The following is an 18,106-nucleotide window of genomic DNA, read 5'->3' on the forward strand; positions in this document are numbered from 1 at the left end:
TTAACCGATCATGCAAGCCGAATGGCCCATAGTCCCTTCAACGTCGTTGCCTTCTTTTCTCCAATACTCGATGCCGCCCAACATCTCTTTCACTTTGAATCCGAGACCGGATAATCGGGCTGCTCCTTTGGTGCCGCCGTTGCACGCAGGTCCCCAACAATAGACGACGATCAATTGATCTTTGGAAAAAGACGAGGTCGTTTCGGCGTTAATGTTGTTGGAAGAAAGGTTAATTGCACCTGGCACATGGCACTCCCCATAAGCATGAGCACTTCGTACGTCAATGAGTAAGAAGTCGTTAAGCCCATACTGCATATCGTATTTCACATCCGAGACGTCCGTTTCCACGGAAAGTTTGTTCATATAGTGTCTATGCGTCTGCTCTGGCGAAGCGGCTGGTGTCTCGAGTACGAGGGAATAACGTAGTTGTGCTGTCATATTGATGACCTCCATGTGATTGATGTTATTTTCTTGAAATCACTATAACACGACCTCAAACAATGGAGTTATCGATAGTTTTCTATATCATGTATCAATCATTTTGATAGTTGCTGCGACTAATGAGCTCCAAGAGCCCAAGGAGTGCCTTCGACTTCCACTTCTTATTGGCGTAAATGAGCTGGGTATAGAACTTAAACTCAGGATGTACAAAAGGCATTGCCATAATCTGACCTTTACGTATTTCCTCAGCAACCGCGATTCGAGGAACAAGTGCAATGCCCAAACCGTAGGAGACACATTGCTTAATCGCTTCCAAATTGCCAAATTCATAGGATAGTTTGAAGTTCACTTGATTCGCTTTCAATACCTTAAGCAGCATTGCACGATACGTACAGCCATCCTCCGTCAGAATCAGTGATTCACGCTCTAGATCCTCGACATGGATTTCGCTCCTCCCGCTGAATTTATGCTCTGGACTTGTTATAATGACCAACGTTTCTTCTCGCAAGATACTGCTGTGCAGCTCTGGATCTTTAAAAGGAGGATCAAGAATGATACCTACGTCAAGGTCTCCTTCTTTGACCGACTCGATAATGTAGGGTTCGTTGCCTGGCTGTATAACTACGTTAACATCTGGATAATCGCGTTGAAATGCCTGCAGATGTTGTGGCAGGTAAAAAGCTGCCAACGTCTCAATGGTTCCAATGGTAAGTGTTCCCTTGGATTGCTTCGCCACAACTTCTTTCGATTCTTCATGTAACCTGTGTATCTCATTGGCATATTGCAGGAGCGCTTCCCCAGCCATGGTCAACTTCATCCTTCTACCGTAACGTTCCAATAGGGTTGCCCCGTAAGACTCCTCCAGCCTTTGAATCTGCGTCGTAATGCTCGACTGTGCATATCCCAGCGTTTCCGCGGCTCTCGTGTAGCTTCCCCATTTCGCGACTTCGCGAAAGGTTTTCAAATAAGTTAATTCCACAAGGCTCGCCTCATCTCAAACAAGTTTCAACCACTCTACCACGAACACTCGGTTAAGACAATAATTTGAAACTATCCTGCCCGTGGGACTTGGATCCCGAGAGCTATTCAGTTCATCCTCCCTACTTGTTCAATCACGGTTGGGCTACCGTTACTTGAGAAAGGCAACCAATCCACTCGGGCTGGCTGCCTCTTCATGCTAGCTATTGAACGCTCAGTTCACCTTTAACTTCAGGACTTACATCTAGTCTAGATTCCTACTTCCCCATAATATTTTAAAAAAACGTGGAAAGCATTTTCACCTTCAATTCAGGTAAGGGGAAATTCTCCGGATACGTGGCATACATAAGCATCATGCCATGTAGGGCAGTCGAGAAGTGGAGCGACTGCAAATGGGGATCGGGAACCCCCATTTTGCGAAAGATATCAACCTGGAGTTTGGATTGGCGAGTCATTTCTTCTTTAAGCATTTGACTATATGTGGATACGACCTCGTCTGCTTCTGGATGTGTTTGAATGTGCAAGTAAAAACGATATACACTAGGCCGCTCTTGAACATTTTGAAGCGCATGTTCGGCGATATACATCAGTTGTTCGACTGGAGTTGGTTTCGTGGCCGATTCCTTCATGACTTGAACGATTTCTTCTATACGGCTCAGAATTAATTCCCTTAAAAGATCGGCCTTTCCGGAAAAATAATTGTACAAAAGGCCTTTAGAAATCCCCGCACGCCGAGCCACATCATCAATGGATGCTGCATGATAGCCTTTTTCGATAAAAACTTCAATTGCTGCCCTGGATATGTTTTCCTTGGCTATTTGCCGAATTCGTTCGTTCTCCTCGCGTGTTCGCGGCATCATACACACTCCCCGACAATTTTCGATTTCGTTAACATCATGTTAACGAAGACTGAATGGTTAGTCAATATAAGTATTGACTGACCGTACATTCAATGATAAATTAGATTTATCAAAAATGTGGAGGGATAACAATGGATTTATACTATGAAATATATGGCGAGGGGCAGCCTCTTGTCATGCTCCATGGAGGCGGAACCGATATGCGGGATTGGACTTTACTTACTCCTCTCCTATCCAGACATTTCAAAGTCGTTACCGTTGACGCACGTGGGTGCGGAAAGTCTCCTGCTCCGACGGAGCCCTCCAATTATATCGAGATGTGCTTTCTCTATTGAACCACTTGAACATCGATCAGGTTACACTCGTAGGTAATTCTATCGGTGGACAGATCGCAACTGAATTTTCGCTTTCCTACCCAGAACGTGTGCAAAATCTTATTTTACTCTCACCGGCATTGTCGGGATTTGTTCACTCTACGGATTTAATAGAGGTGCTCCAACGAGTGCAAGCCGCCGTACCCGATGTTGCTAAAATGACGGAACTTACGCTCGCCGCCCCCTTTTACACCATCACCAATAAAAGCCCGCAACGCGGTCTCATGGTGGAGATGACGGAGCATAACATCAAAAAGATGTTCGAGTGGGCTACACCAAAATCGGTTTGGCCGAAGCCTTCTGCCATTGAAAGATTGGACCAAATACAGGCAAGAACGCTGTTCATCCTAGGAACACACGACTTTGCTGACTGTTTCCGGATAGCCGACCATTTTCGCGCGGTTCCTAACATTCATTTTGCTGAAATCCAAGGTGGAGACCATAAGATCAACCTTACTCATTCGGAAGAGGTTTATAAGAATATAGTTACGTTTTTGGAAGAATAAACAGTAATGATCATCGTAGACTAAGAGCAAAGTTAAGGCTTGATGAAGGAATACTGCCCATTCAATAAAACAGGGAGCAGGCCGGCCGCGGCGATCTGCTCCCTTAACGTTAAACTAATGTTCTCTGAGGGAGCGGAATGGATTGTCCTACCCTCCATGAAAGAAAGGACAAACCAATCAACAAAACCATTAGACAAAAAAAATACAATGGTATTCATCTAAGAATCCTTTCTTTTTGGCTTTTTTCTACTGTTTCTGTAATTAATACATATTGGAAGTATACTGCCCGATCGCTTCATGTGGCATCCACTCGTCTTCGCGGAGCCAGCCTCATTTTGTAGTTTAATAAAGTAACGTTATCATTCACTTTTTGACTTTATATCTGGGCATTTTTTAATGGCTTTTGAAGTGCATTCACAATGGCTGCAAGGATACTTGTTGCTAAAATGCCCATTAGACATAATGATGTAGGGCCCGCTGCATCATCACTATCTGTAACTTGAGCAAGCACTCTTAAGCTTACTATTCCTAACAAAATAAGGAAAATGACTGTAAAAGCACATTTCTTTATAATCTTCAAAGATTTAAGGGATAATTCTGAGAAAGCATTATTCTTTTCGATGTAGGTTAATAGTTTATATGCATGATACAACGCAACTGAAAACGCAATACAGAATCCGTATGCACATACTAAAAAGGGAATTAGGAAGTAAGCCGTATCTGGATGTACCCTTGCATCTCTAACAGCTATCTCAGGCAACCAGATACACAAAGCAAGCACTGCAATTCCAAACAGAAAAATAATTACCTTTAGGAAAGTGGTTGAACCTCGTTTAACATTCATTTAAAACACCTCACTTTTTTATTGACAACATGATCTTTGCATAATATTTATTGTTAAACAATAAATATTTATTGTTTTATGTTATTGGTTATAGAAATATATCGCCGCATACATGCGTGATCTCATTAAAAAAGCGTTCACCCAATGGAGTGAACGCAGCAGTTGATAAAGGACACGAAGTCATCTCCTAACATCTTGGCATATTACAATTTGTCTACTTCAAAACTTATTTGTCACCCAACACATGGCGGCGTTCACCCCGCCCATTGACTTTCCCTCCCCCACGTAATAAAATAATTGTACGTAACATATAATTTGTACACGGAGGCCATCCTCTCCATGCCACAAGAAAAAGAAATTCAAGACAGCTACTATATCGAGTCCCCCGAGCAAGCGACCGTGTTACTCAACCCGCTTCGCAGCGAAATCATCGCCCAGCTCTTGGAGCCAGGATCCGCGGCGGAAGTGGCGCGCACTTTGGGCGAGACCGCCCAGCGCATCAACTACCACCTCAAGGCGCTGGAGAAAGCCGGCCTCGTTACGCGCGTAGGCACACGCCAAGTGCGCAATCTGGTCGAGGTGCTTTATCGCTCCATCGCCAAAACGTTCGTGCTCGCCGAGTCGCTCAGCATGAAGCCCGAAACTTTGCAAAAGCTGAAGGATCAAAGCTCACTCGCTCATCTCGTGACAACATCCGAGCGCATCCGCCGAGATGCCATGCTGCTCATGGAGCAATCTGATGTTGGCGAAGTGATTCCGAGCGCGACGCTGCAGCTTCAGGTTCATTTATGTACAGAGCAGCAGCGACAACTGTTCATTGAGGAATACGCCGCCATGGTCCAGCAATTGGTGGAGCGTTACTCAGGTAGTCTGGATAAGAATCAGGACACCTATCATGTTTTGCTAGCCGTGTATCCCAAACCGAAGGAATGAGGAGGCATTAGCCATGAATCACGAGCAACAGCTTGAACATCTAACAAGTCAGTCACAGCAAGGTACCACTCCTGAAGCATCACCTGTGATCGCCTGGGAGCAACGGCAAGAGAGTAAGCCTGCTTCATCCAGCAGCACTGTCATTTCCATTGATACGTATCGCCGCCAAGATACGACTACTATAGATACGGAAGCTACGGTTACCGTTCGCGAGTTTCCAACTATTCACAACGAAGAGCCTGTCCGCCTCCTCATCGTTTCGTCCGGTTTTGGCCAGAAACATGCGATGCCTGCGAATACGGTTCAATGTAAAGCGGCTTAACCGAGCATCATGACCCTACCAACTGATTTTAAAAAAAGAGAGGATGATTACCAATGAGCTTTATACCTATGGTTGTTGAACAAACCGCGCGCGGAGAGCGCTCGTACGATATTTACTCCCGTTTGCTGAAAGACCGCATCGTGTTCCTCGGTACGGAGGTAAATGATCAAGTCGCCAACGCGATTATTGCCCAGCTCTTGTTCCTTTCCGCAGAGGATCCTGAGAAGGATATTTCCCTCTACATCAACTCACCAGGCGGGTCCACGTCAGCTGGACTTGCGATTTACGACACGATGAACTTCATCAAACCTGACGTCTCCACCATTTGCGTGGGTATGGCCGCGTCTATGGGCGCCGTTCTTCTTACTGCCGGCGCGCCAGGGAAACGTTTTGCCCTTCCGAATGCCGAAGTCATGATTCACCAACCTTGGGGTGGCGCGCAAGGGCAAGCGAGTGATATTCACATTCGCGCCCAGCACATTCTCAAAACACGCAGCATTCTCAATCGCATCCTCTCGGAAACGACCAAACAACCGATCGAGAAGATCGAGTTGGATACCGACCGCGACTACTTCCTAGAAGCTGAAGATGCACGTGTGTATGGGTTGATCGATAAGGTTATTGAACGAATCTAAAACCAACAAAAAAAAGATGACTCCTGTGTATGACACGGGGATCATCTTTTTTTCACATCCTAAGCTCCGTACTTCTCTTGCTGTTTAACAGCTACACGCTTAAAAAAGACACTAACGATCAAACCTAGAATAGCAACCACGATGCCATAGATAAAAGCCATTTGCACCCCAGCAGTAAGCGAAGCACTCATCGTACTAGCCCTACTAGCATCCAATGCCTTGCTTGCGTATTTGGCTTGCTCTGACGACATGACGGTAACAGCAACCGTAGTCCCAATCGCACCAGCTACTTGCTGCAAGGTATTCATGATAGCCGTGCCATCGGGATACAACTCCCTCGGCAGTTGATTGAGCCCATTCGTTTGCGATGGCATCATAATGAGCGAAATCCCCGTCATGAGGCACGTGTGCACCACGATGATCATGATTTTGGATGTATCTGGCGTTACGTTGGAGAATACCCAGAGCATGGTTGAGACCAGGATATACCCCGGTGTGACCATCCATTTCGGACCGACCCGATCGAATAATCTCCCAATAACAGGTGAAATTAACCCATTAATGAAGCTCCCTGGCAGTAAAACCAACCCCGCGGTTAATGCCGTTAAGGTCAATCCTCCCTGCAAATACATTGGCAGCAGCACCGAGGAGGAGAGAATCACCATCATGCATAGGAATACCATCAGCATCCCCAAAGTAAACATCGGATAGTGAAAGGCGCGCAGATTAATCATAGGTTGACTAAGCAGCAATTGTCGGATGATAAATAGCGCCAGACTGACAACTCCTATGGCCAAGGAAACGATAACAACAGGGCTGCCCCAACCTTCTCCGGATTCACCCAATGAGCTGAAACCGAAGACGATTCCTCCAAAACCCAATGTCGAAAGTACAATCGAAAGGATATCGATTTTGGGCCTAGTGATATCCGACGTATTTTTCATGACGACGATGCCACATACCAATGAGCTGACTAATAAAGGGAGTGAAAACCAGAAGATCCAGTTCCACGTCAGCTTCTCGATGACAAATCCAGAAAGGGTGGGCCCCACGGCGGGTGCAAATAAAATAACCAGACCCACAAGCCCCATGGCGGCCCCTCTTTTGGCCACTGGAAAAATAATTAAAATCGTATTAAACATTAACGGCATTAATAACCCTGTTCCAATAGCTTGGATGATGCGTGCGAATAACAGAATACTGAAATAAGGCGCTAATGCGGCAATCATCGTGCCGACAATAGAAAAACCAAGCGCAACGATGAAAAGTTGCCTGCTCGAAAACCATTTTAGAAGAAACCCCGATACGGGGGCTAGAATGCCTAATGTCAATAAATAACCGGTCGTTAACCATTGGACGTCTGATGGCCTGATCCCGAAGATATCGATCAAATCCGTAAAGGCCATATTCAAAGCTGTTTCACTGTATAACCCGACGAATCCCGCCGTTAATAAGGCAAAAAGAATCGCGTACACACGATATTCGGTCGCTTCGTCAGCCTCTTTTTCAATCCTAGTATCATTCACTTAAACGCTCCTACTATGAGGTTCCTCGAACGACTAACTCGGCATATAAAAAGATTTTCTGCTCCTTCAAAGGAACCTCATTGATGATGTTAATCAATAAATTACAGGCTGCTTCTCCCATTTCCGCGATGGGCTGTGCAACTGTTGTCAGTTCAGGCTCTATGAATTGTGAGATTTTGATATTGTCATAGCCGATAATCGAGATGTCTCGAGGCACATGATAACCCAACCGTGTGAGCGCCTTGAGACCGCCCATCGCCGTCATATCATTGCAGTAAATAATACCGTCCACGTCCGGTACGTCCCTCGCAATCTGCTCGGTCACCGCAATTCCGGCTTCTAACGACGGCAGCACTTCATACACATATCGCTCATCATAGATGCCTAACGTTGTCATCATTTCTTTATAAGCATTCACTCTATATTCGAACACACGCAGCTCGCGCGGACCTCTCACGTAAGCGATTTTGCGTCTTCCCTTCTCATACAAATGCCGTACGCCATCCATGACGCCGTCGTCACTCATGCAATATACACCGGGATAGTCTTCACACCCTGGAATATATCGATCCACAAGCACGAAAGAAACGGCATGCTGATTGAGCAGGGCAAGACTCGTTTCACTCGTTCCGCCTGCGATAAAAATAACCCCATCCACCAGCTTCCCGATTAATAATCGGATGGCGCTCTCTTCTTTGGGCACTTGATTGTCCGTATTGCAAAAAATAACATTATATTGGAGCCTATTCGCCTCATCCTCTATCGCTCTAGCAATCTCCGCGAAGAAGGGGTTGGTAATATCCGGAATGATAATACCGATCGTACCCGATTTCTTCGTGATGAGACTCCGTGCAAATGAATTAGGGATATAGCCAAGCTCGTCTGCGACTTTGAGGATCTTATCCCTAGTTTCAGGAGAGATCAGTTCGTCCTTTTTATTGAGTACCATGGAAACTGTTGCCTTCGTAACCCCAACTTGATTCGCAATATCAAGCATCGTCGGTTTCTTCACTTTCACCTGCGCCACGCCACCTTCATCCCCTATATTGTACTGCTTCTGGCCGATTACCTTGTGTCTTTAGTGTAGCACATTCCCCATAACAGTCCTATTGAACGAAACCGTTCGTTAACGATTCCTATACTTCAGAAGCAGAACGTTTATGATGAATAGACTAAGTAAAGACAGTGTATTCGTAAAAAGGAAAGCACCGCCGTTATCATGGACAGCTAACTGGACGGCATACACTTCCATGAGAGCCATGCCTATGAACATGAATAGAAATGTTTTCCCGTTCAGGTCCTTCGCAGACTTCGTACGCAGCAGCTGCAGGATTTGTGGGATATTGCCTATGGCTAAGATGAATCCACCGATCACCTGCACAATATTGAAGATCACCAGGCGCTCACTTCAACATCGACTTCCTGACGAAATGGCATAGCCTCTTGTGCGCCAACCCTCGATGCCACCAAGGCACCGACAATGTTAGAGAATTTCAGCACTTCTTCGAGAGGCTTTCCTTCACAAAGCGCTACGGCTAACGCGCCGTTGAAGGCATCGCCCGCTCCCGTTGTTTCGATCGCCTGTACCTGCATCGCTTTGACCCTAAGCTGGCTGCTCGCATCCATGTAGAAGCAACCTTGCTCACCAAGGGTAACGATGACACGCTTAACGCCTTTATCCAGCAGCTGCTGAACACCTTCTATCCGATCTGAACAACCGGTCAACGTCTGCAGCTCGGTTTCATTGGGCGTAAGAATATCGATGTGCGCATAGATCTTATCTGGAAGAGGGCTGGCTGGTGCCGGATTCAGAAGAACCCTTTTGTGATACCGATTAGCCAGCTTAATAACGTAGTCTACCGTCTCCAGCGGAATCTCTAATTGTACAAGAATGAAATCTGCTTCTTGAATCACATGTTCATGCTGCTTCACCCAAGATTCACTTACCTCCGCGTTAGCGCCGGGAACAATTACGATCGAATTATCGCCAGCTTCTTCGACGATAATTTGAGCCATGCCCGTCCTGCTCTCCGTCACAGCGATACCCGTTGTATCGATGCCTTCCAGGCGCAGCCGTTGTAATAACTCGCTGCCTGCCTCATCTTTTCCCACAGCACCGATCATGGCCACCTCTGCACCCAATCTTCTAGCGGCTACAGCTTGATTAGCTCCTTTACCGCCTGCGTTCATATGAAAGGAAGTTGCTTTCAACGTTTCTCCCTTCTGCGGTAGATGGGCAACCTTCAAGGAATAATCCATGTTTATACTGCCGATAACAACAATTTTCATTGCTATTCATCCTCCTCCAACCTGTAAAAACTCATCATTGTCTTGATCATACCAAGATAAGTGGAATAATCAATATCACGACTAATCGCGATATGCGATACCTCCGTATCTGCCCCAAATGTAACCCGACTCGCACCAACGGAACTCTCATCTTCCGTCTCGATAACCACGTTGCAGGTCTCGGAAACTAAGATGGATGGGTCAATGACCGTCGCAACTGCAATCGAGTCGTGAATAACGAAATCCGCTTGACCGAATTGGGCGTATAACTCGAAATTATAAGCAAACAACTCGGATATGAATGTGGAAATTCGGCTTGGTATCTCCGTGATGCTTGCTGCATCCTCTTTGGAAATAACCGCACGCTTGCAGCCTTCCAAATCAATTAATGTCATGGGAATGCCCGACCGCATAACTACGTCCGCCGCCTCCGGATCGACATAGAAATTGAATTCCGCCGCAGGCGTAATATTCCCTTCAGCCTCGGAGCCCCCCATGATGGTGATGTGTGCGATATGCGAAACAACATCGGGATGCTTCCGCAAGAGCAATGCGATATTAGTCAGCGGCGCCATCGCGATAACGTGCAGCTTGCCAGACTGCTCAATCGCACAATCATACAACGTCTCTACCGCATCTTTGGCCAAGAGCTTCCTGCTGCTTGGCGGAAGCACCACATGCCCAAGACCCGTTTCACCGTGGAACATATCCGATCCCTCGATGTTGTTGCGAACGAGCGGTCTTGCTGCCCCCTGTGCAACAGGGATTTCCTTACCTGATAAATCAATAATTTTGAGCGCGTTATCCGTCGTAACCGCAATCGGCATGTTCCCATTTACCGTCGTAATGGCTAATACATCAAGACGGTCAGAGGAGAGCGCCAGCAGGATGGCATGGGCATCATCGATGCCGGGGTCCGTGTCAATAATAACTGGAATTCGATTCATTACTGCTTCAGCTCCTTCGTATTTTTAGCTTTAATAGATTTATTGGTTTGTTGGATCGAATAGAGTAATAGACCGATAATCGTCGTCGCATAAGGAATCATTTGCACGAATTGGGCAGGTAGACTCATCGCTTGCAAGGAGTTCGATACAGCGTTCGCGACGCCGAATATAGCCGAAGAGAGGAATGTCCCGAGTGGCGTTCCTCTGCCCATCGCTTCTGCTGCAAGACCAATAAATCCCCGTCCAGCAATCATATCCCTTGAAAACCAGGACACGTATCCCATCGACATGAAGGCTCCGCCAAGACTAGCGAATAAACCGCTCAACATGAGAGACATATATTTGATTTTACGCACATTCACCCCGACAGAGGCCGCCGCGCCAGGATTTTCACCAACCGCTCTTATTTTCAGACCGATAGGCATCTTGTAGATGAGAAGATAGACGATAACGACCGATATCAGAGATAGATAAGTGAGTATATTATGGTTCGAAATGATTGGACCGATGATAGGAATATCTTGAATAAGCGGCAGTTTTATATTCGGCACGACAAGGCTTTTCAATGAGCCAGACATCCCCTTGTCATTCGTCAGGATATAGAGTAAGAACACCGTACCGCCACTTGCCAGCATATTTAGGGCTATGCCCGTTAGGAAAATATCTGTTTTGAGATCTAACGCACAATATGCTAACAACAGTGACATCAGAATCCCCGTTGCCATAGCACCCAACACACCGAGAAAAGCACTATGCGTATAGGCACTAACAATGACACCCGATAACGCGGAGAAGAGCATCGTTCCTTCTAGGCTGATGTTCATCACGCCGCCCTTACTGGCAATTAAAGCGGCCAGTGCAGCGAATAAAATAGGCGTCGTCACTCGAAATACCGCATAACCGAATTCAACGTTAAAAATCAAATGAAAGAAAGTTAGCACGCGATCGCCCCCTGCTCTTCCGCATGCTTCGATTTGCGAGCAATCATGCGTTGCCGCCATTTGGCCATAAAGCCGCTAGCGGAGATCAAGATAATCATGATCGCTTGAATAATGAGGACAACCTCACTCGGCACGTCACTATTTCTTGCCATGATATCAGCGCCCGTTCGAAGAAACGCAAGGAATAGGGCTGCAACAGGGACGAAGGCAGGATTTAATCGGGCTAACGTCGCGACAATAATACCATCGAACCCATAACCGGTGAGCGTGCTCCATTCGAAGCGTTGGTGCATCCCTAATATTTGCGTAGCGCCCCCAATTCCGGCTAAAAATCCACCAGCAACCTGGGAGATGACAATCGCTGCCGCAACGTTGATGCCGGAGTATGCGACGAATTTAGCGTTAAACCCGGTCATTCGGATTGCGTATCCCCACTTCGTTTTGTACATGAAAAGATAAGTTAAAATAACCGCGATTATGGCAATGAATAGACCGACATGAATACGTGTTCCGTCCACGATTTTGGGCAGCTGAGCAGAATCCGGGATTAGGAAAGACGATAGCTGTCCTTTCTTCGGATCCCGAAGGAAATTTATCAGCATATACAAACCCGCATAGAGTAAAACATAGTTGAACATCAAAGAGTTCACGAACTCGTTCGCGCCCCATTTGGCTTTGCAATATCCGATGAAGTAACCACTGACAGCACCCGCAATTCCTCCCATGAGAATAGCGACGATCGGATGAATGCCCATCGGCAAGGTAATCTTCAAAGCGACGACCGTCGCCATGATGCCTCCGAAGAAAAAAGCGCCCTCTCCAATCATATTGAACTGCCTAGCCTGGAACATGATACAAGCAGCGATGCCTGTGAAGATGAAAGGGATGGATAATTCAATCACATTCCCCATATTTCTGACGGATAAAAATGGTCCCACCATAAATTGATAGAGCGCTTTGGAAGGCTCTTTGCTCACAATGAGTATAAAAACGAATGCCAACAGCAAGGCGATGGCGACCGTCACGACAGTTCTGACTATCTCAAACAGAACCTTACTGCGTTCGGATTCCATAAACCTGTTCCTCCTGCTCTCCGATATTCTCTGATGTCCGGTTTAAACCCAACATGCATAAGCCCAATTCTTTCTCAGTCACTTGTCTGCCTTCTCCGAACTCCGCAACAACTTCGCCTCCATACATGACCAATAGACGATCACTAAGCTCCATGACTTCATTCAAATCGGCCGATATAAGCAGAATCGCATTGCCTTCGTCTCGCAGTTCAATCAGTTTTTTATGAATAAACTCAGCTGCCCCGATATCGATCCCCCGTGTTGGTTGGTCCGCAATGAGGAGCTTTGGCGAGAGGGCCAGCTCCCTTGCCACGACAACCTTCTGAATGTTGCCGCCAGAGAGCATTTGCACGATTTGTTCGGAGCTTTCACATTTTACACGATAATTCTCAACGGACTTCTCGGCCATTTCTTTAATTCGCTTCTTATTAAGGAAAAAGCTGCCCCATCGTTTATCAAACACCCGATTCGAAATCAGATTGTCTTGTATATTAGCCTCACGAGCTACGCCAAAGGTCATACGATCCTCGGGAATATGTGCCATTCCAAGCTCGCGTATCTGTCTAATACTCAGCGACTTCGTGTTCTGGCCTTGCAGCAACACTTCACCGCTGTTCCACCCGCTCAATCCCGCAATCATATCGACTAATTCTCGCTGTCCATTGCCCTCCACACCTGCAATCCCAACGATTTCGCCTTCACGCACCTCAAAGCTTACACCCTTCACCATCTGCTTACCAATCGCATTCATGTAGCCCGCTTTGTCAATCTTCAGTACCGTTGCACCAGGCGTATTCTTCTGTTTATCATATTTAATCACGACATCTCGACCGACCATTAGCCTGGAAATATCCTCTTCACTCACCGCATCGACCTCATACACCCCGACACTTCGACCTGCCCGCATAATCGTGATCCGATTACAGATATCTTTAATTTCTTTCAGCTTATGTGAGATAAAAATAATCGTATGGCCGTTCTCCTTTAATAGGAGAAGCTGCTTGAATAATTCCTCTGTTTCTTGCGGTGTTAGAACAGCGGTAGGCTCATCCAGAATAAGAATTTTGGCTCCGCGCAGTAATGCTTTGAGAATCTCGATGCGCTGCTTCATCCCGACTGGCAAATCAGCTACCTTCGCTTGCGGATCCACATGCAAATTGTACTTCTCTGCAATCTCGCGAGTCATTCGCATTGCGGCTTGTACATCGACGAAACCACGCTTCGTTGGCTCAATGCCAAGAATCATATTCTCTGTCACCGTCAGCGAAGGAACCAGCATGAAATGCTGATGAACCATGCCGATTCCCAGCTTAATCGCTGCATCTGGTGACTTGATCTCAACTTGCGAACCATTCAGCCAAATACTACCCTCATCCGGCTTCTCGATCCCGAAAATCATCTTCATTAACGTACTTTTGCCTGCACCGTTTTCTCCCATTAACGCATGAATCTCTCCAACTTTTACGGAGAAAGATACGTCCTTGTTCGCTACGATGCCATTGGGATACACCTTGGTAATCCCCTCAAGCTTTAGAATATGGTCATCCATCCGTCTACACCTCATCTGTTGAAAGAACACAAACCTTATCCCCAACCTACCTGTCTAGCGATTCTTCTTAGGCCACGTTAGGGATAAAGCATGCCCTATACCTTCGGTTATGGTCTTACGCTGGCTTTGATCTTATCAATCTCATCCGTACTCATACCAAGTCCTGTATCTACCTTAATCTCGCCTGATTCGATCTTTTTCTGAATAGCAGCAAGCTCATTGCGAATACCCTCCGGCACATTCTTCTTAAAGAATTCATTTAAAGCCATTCCCACAGAGCCTTCCTTCAAGCCGTAGGATTGCGCCGCCCCCCATTTAATATGGTCCATGTCTTTCACAGCAAGAAGTAACGAATTATCAATTTGTTTTAAAATAGAGGTCAGAATAAGTTCAGATTTCTCCGGATCTGTGCTTTTAAAAATCTCAGCTTGATCCGTATCCGTTCCAATCACGTATTTCTTCTTCGCCTTTGCACCTTCCAAAACGCCTAAGCCGGCTTGTGAGGCCACATTATAAATCACATCTGCCTTCTCGTTATACTGCGCGAGTGCCATTTCTTTCCCTTTTGCACTATCGACGAAATCACCAATATAAGAGACAGCCACCTTGATGTTCGGGTTAACATATTTGGCACCTTGGATGTAACTCACGAGGAAATCATTAATGACAGGAATGTCCATCCCGCCTACAAAACCGATCACATTCGACTTCGTTGCGAGCGGCATGTCAGAGTTCGTCACTTTAGCAGCTAAAGCACCTGCAAGGAAGGAAGCTTCATTCTGTTTGTAGAGCAGCGAAGCTACATTGCCAAACTTACCTGACGCGTAATCCAGTTCCGAATCGAACAGAATGTACTTCTTTTTCGGGTAACGTGGAGCGACCTCCGCTAATACCTCTTCTACTTGCCAAGGCCCCGTCACGATGACATCGTAATTTTGCTCCGAAATATCCGACATCGTTGGCTCCCATTTCGTTTGATCCATCCCCATCTCGACGACTTTTGTTTCCGCGCCAAGCATATCTTTCATCTTCGTCAAACCGTTCGCCGCAGAATCCAAAAATGACTTATCCCCTACATTTCCAGGTATGAGCAACGCAACTTTTAGTGGTTTACCCGCTTTGCTAGTTGACTCGGAAGCCGTATCTTTCTCCGTACTCCCACATCCGCTAATTAAAATGCTAGTTAATAAGGTCATTGCAGCAATAAACTTAAGTTTTTTCGCCATTCGAATTCCCCCTTATTCTATTTAATCGGTTAAGTAAATGGGACAACTTATCCAAGTACTTCTTAACTACTCCTATATCCCCTACCAAATAACTATGGCTTTACAGATAGCAATCTTTGAATCACGATACTCGCTTGTGCTCTTGTCACTTCTTCGGAAGGGCGGAACATGCCGTCATCTCCGCGTTGCAGCATTCCTAATCCTACTGCTTGCTGTACGCTAGCTTTAGCCAAAGCGTTTATCTCTTGCTCATCTGCAAACACATCTGTTGACCACATCGTCAGATCAGCCAGTCGCTTTCCTGTGATGTACCCATACGCATTCATGGCTATGCCTGCTAATTCTTCACGTGTAATGGATTCATTTGGGGAAAACGTGACTTCATCACGACCTGTGAGTAGATCGGCCAAATATACTTGGTTAATCGCATTGGTGTACCAGGCATCTGCAGTAACATCTCTGAACGGTAATCCCTCTGCAGAGCTTGTTAGCGACAAAGCTTTCGCTAGCATAACAGAGATTTGAGCGCGAGTTATCTTCTCATCGGGAACAAATCGTCCCTCACTTGAACCTGTAACAATCTGTCGATCCGCTAAAAACTCAATTTCCTTGCGCGCCCAGTGGCCTTGCATATCGATAAACCTAGGTTGATTCAGCTCTTCGGTTACCCTCCCTTCCGTAATCCTTCCTTCAACTTGAGGAGAAATCTCACCGATTCGCTGCATATACGCGATAAGAATATCGTAATCAACATCACCAATATTCCTCATGAGTCCTGCATCTTGTGCTTGCTTAAATACTACGTAACCATCGCCGCCATCTGCCAAATATTTGACCGTCGCGAGTGTATAGATTGCTTCTGTCTGAATCGGTTCGTATCCCCTTGCCGTTTTTACTTCCACGCTAACAATCCGTTTAAACGGCTGCCCCGCTGGGTCCCACACATATTTCATGCCAGCGACTTGCGGGAATTTCCCCGTCTTTTTCTCAACTTCGCTAACCCCATTCTCCAAGGCTTGAATGACTTGTTTGCCGGTGAGCTGGAGTGTAAACAAATTATGCTCAAATGGCATGGTCGTTGTCACATCAGACAGGGTAATAGTACCTGCTGGAATGGAGGCACGAATATTGCCGCCTGAGATTAGCGCTAGCGACGCATCCGTCTTCTCTGAAGCTTTGGACAACATACTATCCGTAATCAAATTCCCCATATTGGTTTCTTTCGAACGAACGGCAAATCGCTCACCATTGAGCTCTACGGCAGACTTACCAACAATCGACTTCTTCATATCCTCCAGAGGAGCCGTTAGTTCGTCTAGCACAGCTTTAACCTTCGGGTCATCTGCTACCCGAAAATTCTCGTTATCATCCTGCTCATTTACAGGCACCAATCGACCATTCCACCTTGTTACAACACCGTTCTTGTCAAATGTAGCATCTAAACTCCCTAGAAACTCTCCATATTGACCAGTTTGAACGACAAGCGTTGGTGCCTCATCCTGATCTCGCTTCACGATGACCGGATGCTCAAGCTGCGTATGCGTATGTCCGCCAACGATGACATCAATGCCTTTCACATTCTTAGCTAGCTCTAAATCGACATAATAGCCAAGATGGCTGAGCACGATAATCTTGTTAACACCTTGTGTTGCCAGCTTTGCAATCGTTTTTCTAGTCGTACTATACAAGTCATATAATTGCATATGATCCTCAAGCTCAATGTCTTCGCCAGTCGTTAAACCCACTACGCCGACCTGCTCACCCTTCACATGCATGACGACGGCGGGGTGAATCTCACCACTAGCTTTCTTGCTATCTTCAATCGACTCATGAAGTAAAGGTGCTAATAAGGGCTCTTTACTAAAATCATAATTCGCATTGAGAATCGGAAACTGCGCTCCCTTCACGAAATTGGCCAAATCCTCCACATACAGCTCATGATTTCCAATCGTCATTACATCGTAGCCAAGCAAATTCATGAACTTGAGATCAGCAAGCCCCCGATATTGCTTAAAATAAGGCGTGCCATCAAAAACATCTCCCGCAGATAAAAGCACCGAATTCGGATGCTCCTTTCTTGCTTCGTTAATCACCGTTGATAAACGAGCAACACTCTCCAAATGTCCGTGAGTATCGTTGGTATGTAAAATGCGAAGTGTCCAATCATCCTTACTTGCCTCTTGAGCACTCGCTATAAGAGCGAATTGAGAGGCTAATGTAACTCCGCACATTATGCAAAGCAGCTTTTTCAACATGGACCAGCTACTTTCCTAATGACATGGCACTTCATGAAAATTATCATAAAATATGCTCCTTTTTGTTTATTTAACCGGTTAAGTAAACTATAAAGCGTTTTCAAGTTGGTGTCAATAGTTCGTTTTTGGATCATGTGCTTGTAACGTGCGTATCCTAGTTCGACTAGTGCTGAACTGAGCCGAGGGGATAGGTTTTGCTTTGGGTACTATACCGTTAGCTCAGGGTGTGGTTCGACTATCGTTGGACTGAGCGGACGGGATGGTGGGGATAGGTTTTTCTTTGGGCACTATACCGTTAGCTCAGGGTGTGGTTCGACTATCGTTGGACTGAGCGGACGGGATAGTGGGGGGAGGTTTTTCTTTGGGCACTATACCGTTAGTTCAGGAAGTGGTTCGACTAGTGCTGG

General features: G+C 46.2%; 17 protein-coding genes and 1 pseudogene. 4 read left to right on the forward strand and 14 right to left on the reverse strand.

All coding sequences use genetic code 11. From position 1 onward, the window contains the following. From A8709_RS12335 to A8709_RS12345, 3 genes are all read right to left on the reverse strand, one after another. Entirely contained in the window at window positions 1-438 is a 438-nt protein-coding gene (locus A8709_RS12335) for a rhodanese-like domain-containing protein (RefSeq protein WP_065852706.1), read from the reverse strand. Between the two features lie 94 nt (window positions 439-532). Continuing rightward, complete coding sequence (locus A8709_RS12340) at window positions 533-1,420, reverse strand: LysR family transcriptional regulator (protein ID WP_065852707.1); 888 nt, start codon at window positions 1,418-1,420, stop codon at window positions 533-535. Window positions 1,421-1,694: 274 nt separating this feature from the next. Then, window positions 1,695-2,276, reverse strand: a complete 582-nt coding sequence (locus A8709_RS12345; protein ID WP_065852708.1) for a TetR/AcrR family transcriptional regulator — start codon at window positions 2,274-2,276, stop codon at window positions 1,695-1,697. A 203-nt stretch (window positions 2,277-2,479) separates the two neighbouring features. On the opposite strand from A8709_RS12345, the pseudogene A8709_RS12350 reads away from it, so the two are divergent. Beyond that, window positions 2,480-3,159, forward strand: a pseudogene (locus A8709_RS12350) (alpha/beta fold hydrolase). A gap of 376 nt (window positions 3,160-3,535) precedes the next feature. Here the strand turns inward: A8709_RS12350 and A8709_RS12355 are convergent. Continuing rightward, window positions 3,536-4,003 carry a DUF2975 domain-containing protein gene (locus A8709_RS12355; RefSeq protein ID WP_065852709.1) on the reverse strand — a complete coding sequence of 156 codons (468 nt, stop codon included), beginning with the start codon at window positions 4,001-4,003 and terminating at the stop codon, window positions 3,536-3,538. A gap of 339 nt (window positions 4,004-4,342) precedes the next feature. Here A8709_RS12355 and A8709_RS12360 point away from each other — a divergent pair, with 339 nt between their 5' ends. The 3 genes from A8709_RS12360 to clpP are packed head-to-tail and all read left to right on the forward strand — an operon-like array spanning window position 4,343 to window position 5,893. Next, window positions 4,343-4,936, forward strand: coding sequence for an ArsR/SmtB family transcription factor (locus A8709_RS12360; RefSeq protein ID WP_065852710.1), 594 nt, complete (start codon window positions 4,343-4,345; stop codon window positions 4,934-4,936). A 13-nt stretch (window positions 4,937-4,949) separates the two neighbouring features. Beyond that, window positions 4,950-5,258 carry a hypothetical protein gene (locus tag A8709_RS12365; RefSeq protein WP_065852711.1) on the forward strand — a complete coding sequence of 103 codons (309 nt, stop codon included), beginning with the start codon at window positions 4,950-4,952 and terminating at the stop codon, window positions 5,256-5,258. A 53-nt stretch (window positions 5,259-5,311) separates the two neighbouring features. Beyond that, window positions 5,312-5,893 carry an ATP-dependent Clp endopeptidase proteolytic subunit ClpP gene (gene clpP, locus A8709_RS12370; RefSeq protein ID WP_065852712.1) on the forward strand — a complete coding sequence of 194 codons (582 nt, stop codon included), beginning with the start codon at window positions 5,312-5,314 and terminating at the stop codon, window positions 5,891-5,893. A gap of 59 nt (window positions 5,894-5,952) precedes the next feature. On the opposite strand, the gene A8709_RS12375 is transcribed toward clpP, so the two are convergent. The 10 genes from A8709_RS12375 to A8709_RS12420 form a co-directional block, all read right to left on the reverse strand. Further along, window positions 5,953-7,404: a DHA2 family efflux MFS transporter permease subunit gene (locus A8709_RS12375; RefSeq protein ID WP_065852818.1), complete on the reverse strand. Its 1,452-nt coding sequence runs from the start codon at window positions 7,402-7,404 to the stop codon at window positions 5,953-5,955. A gap of 28 nt (window positions 7,405-7,432) precedes the next feature. Continuing rightward, entirely contained in the window at window positions 7,433-8,446 is a 1,014-nt protein-coding gene (locus tag A8709_RS12380; protein WP_208607676.1) for a LacI family DNA-binding transcriptional regulator, read from the reverse strand. A 99-nt stretch (window positions 8,447-8,545) separates the two neighbouring features. Then, window positions 8,546-8,815, reverse strand: coding sequence for a PQ-loop domain-containing transporter (locus A8709_RS12385; protein ID WP_065852713.1), 270 nt, complete (start codon window positions 8,813-8,815; stop codon window positions 8,546-8,548). Continuing rightward, window positions 8,812-9,708 (reverse strand): ribokinase, encoded by an 897-nt coding sequence (gene rbsK, locus A8709_RS12390; protein ID WP_065852714.1) that lies wholly within the window; start codon window positions 9,706-9,708, stop codon window positions 8,812-8,814. Before rbsK ends, A8709_RS12385 begins: the two co-directional genes overlap by 4 nt. Before the next feature lie 2 nt (window positions 9,709-9,710). Beyond that, window positions 9,711-10,655, reverse strand: coding sequence for a nucleoside hydrolase (locus A8709_RS12395; protein ID WP_065852715.1), 945 nt, complete (start codon window positions 10,653-10,655; stop codon window positions 9,711-9,713). Then, window positions 10,655-11,596 (reverse strand): ABC transporter permease, encoded by a 942-nt coding sequence (locus tag A8709_RS12400; protein ID WP_065852716.1) that lies wholly within the window; start codon window positions 11,594-11,596, stop codon window positions 10,655-10,657. The genes A8709_RS12395 and A8709_RS12400 overlap by 1 nt, the downstream gene beginning before the upstream one ends. Further along, window positions 11,590-12,669 (reverse strand): ABC transporter permease, encoded by a 1,080-nt coding sequence (locus tag A8709_RS12405; protein WP_065852717.1) that lies wholly within the window; start codon window positions 12,667-12,669, stop codon window positions 11,590-11,592. Before A8709_RS12405 ends, A8709_RS12400 begins: the two co-directional genes overlap by 7 nt. Continuing rightward, window positions 12,650-14,218, reverse strand: coding sequence for an ABC transporter ATP-binding protein (locus tag A8709_RS12410; RefSeq protein ID WP_065852718.1), 1,569 nt, complete (start codon window positions 14,216-14,218; stop codon window positions 12,650-12,652). The genes A8709_RS12405 and A8709_RS12410 overlap by 20 nt, the downstream gene beginning before the upstream one ends. A gap of 107 nt (window positions 14,219-14,325) precedes the next feature. After that, window positions 14,326-15,444: a BMP family ABC transporter substrate-binding protein gene (locus tag A8709_RS12415; RefSeq protein ID WP_065852719.1), complete on the reverse strand. Its 1,119-nt coding sequence runs from the start codon at window positions 15,442-15,444 to the stop codon at window positions 14,326-14,328. Window positions 15,445-15,536: 92 nt separating this feature from the next. Continuing rightward, entirely contained in the window at window positions 15,537-17,675 is a 2,139-nt protein-coding gene (locus tag A8709_RS12420; RefSeq protein WP_167357067.1) for a 5'-nucleotidase C-terminal domain-containing protein, read from the reverse strand. Window positions 17,676-18,106: the final 431 nt, after the last annotated feature.

This window comes from Paenibacillus pectinilyticus (assembly GCF_001700435.1).
GTDB classification, from domain to species: Bacteria; Bacillota; Bacilli; order Paenibacillales; family NBRC-103111; genus Paenibacillus_E; species Paenibacillus_E pectinilyticus.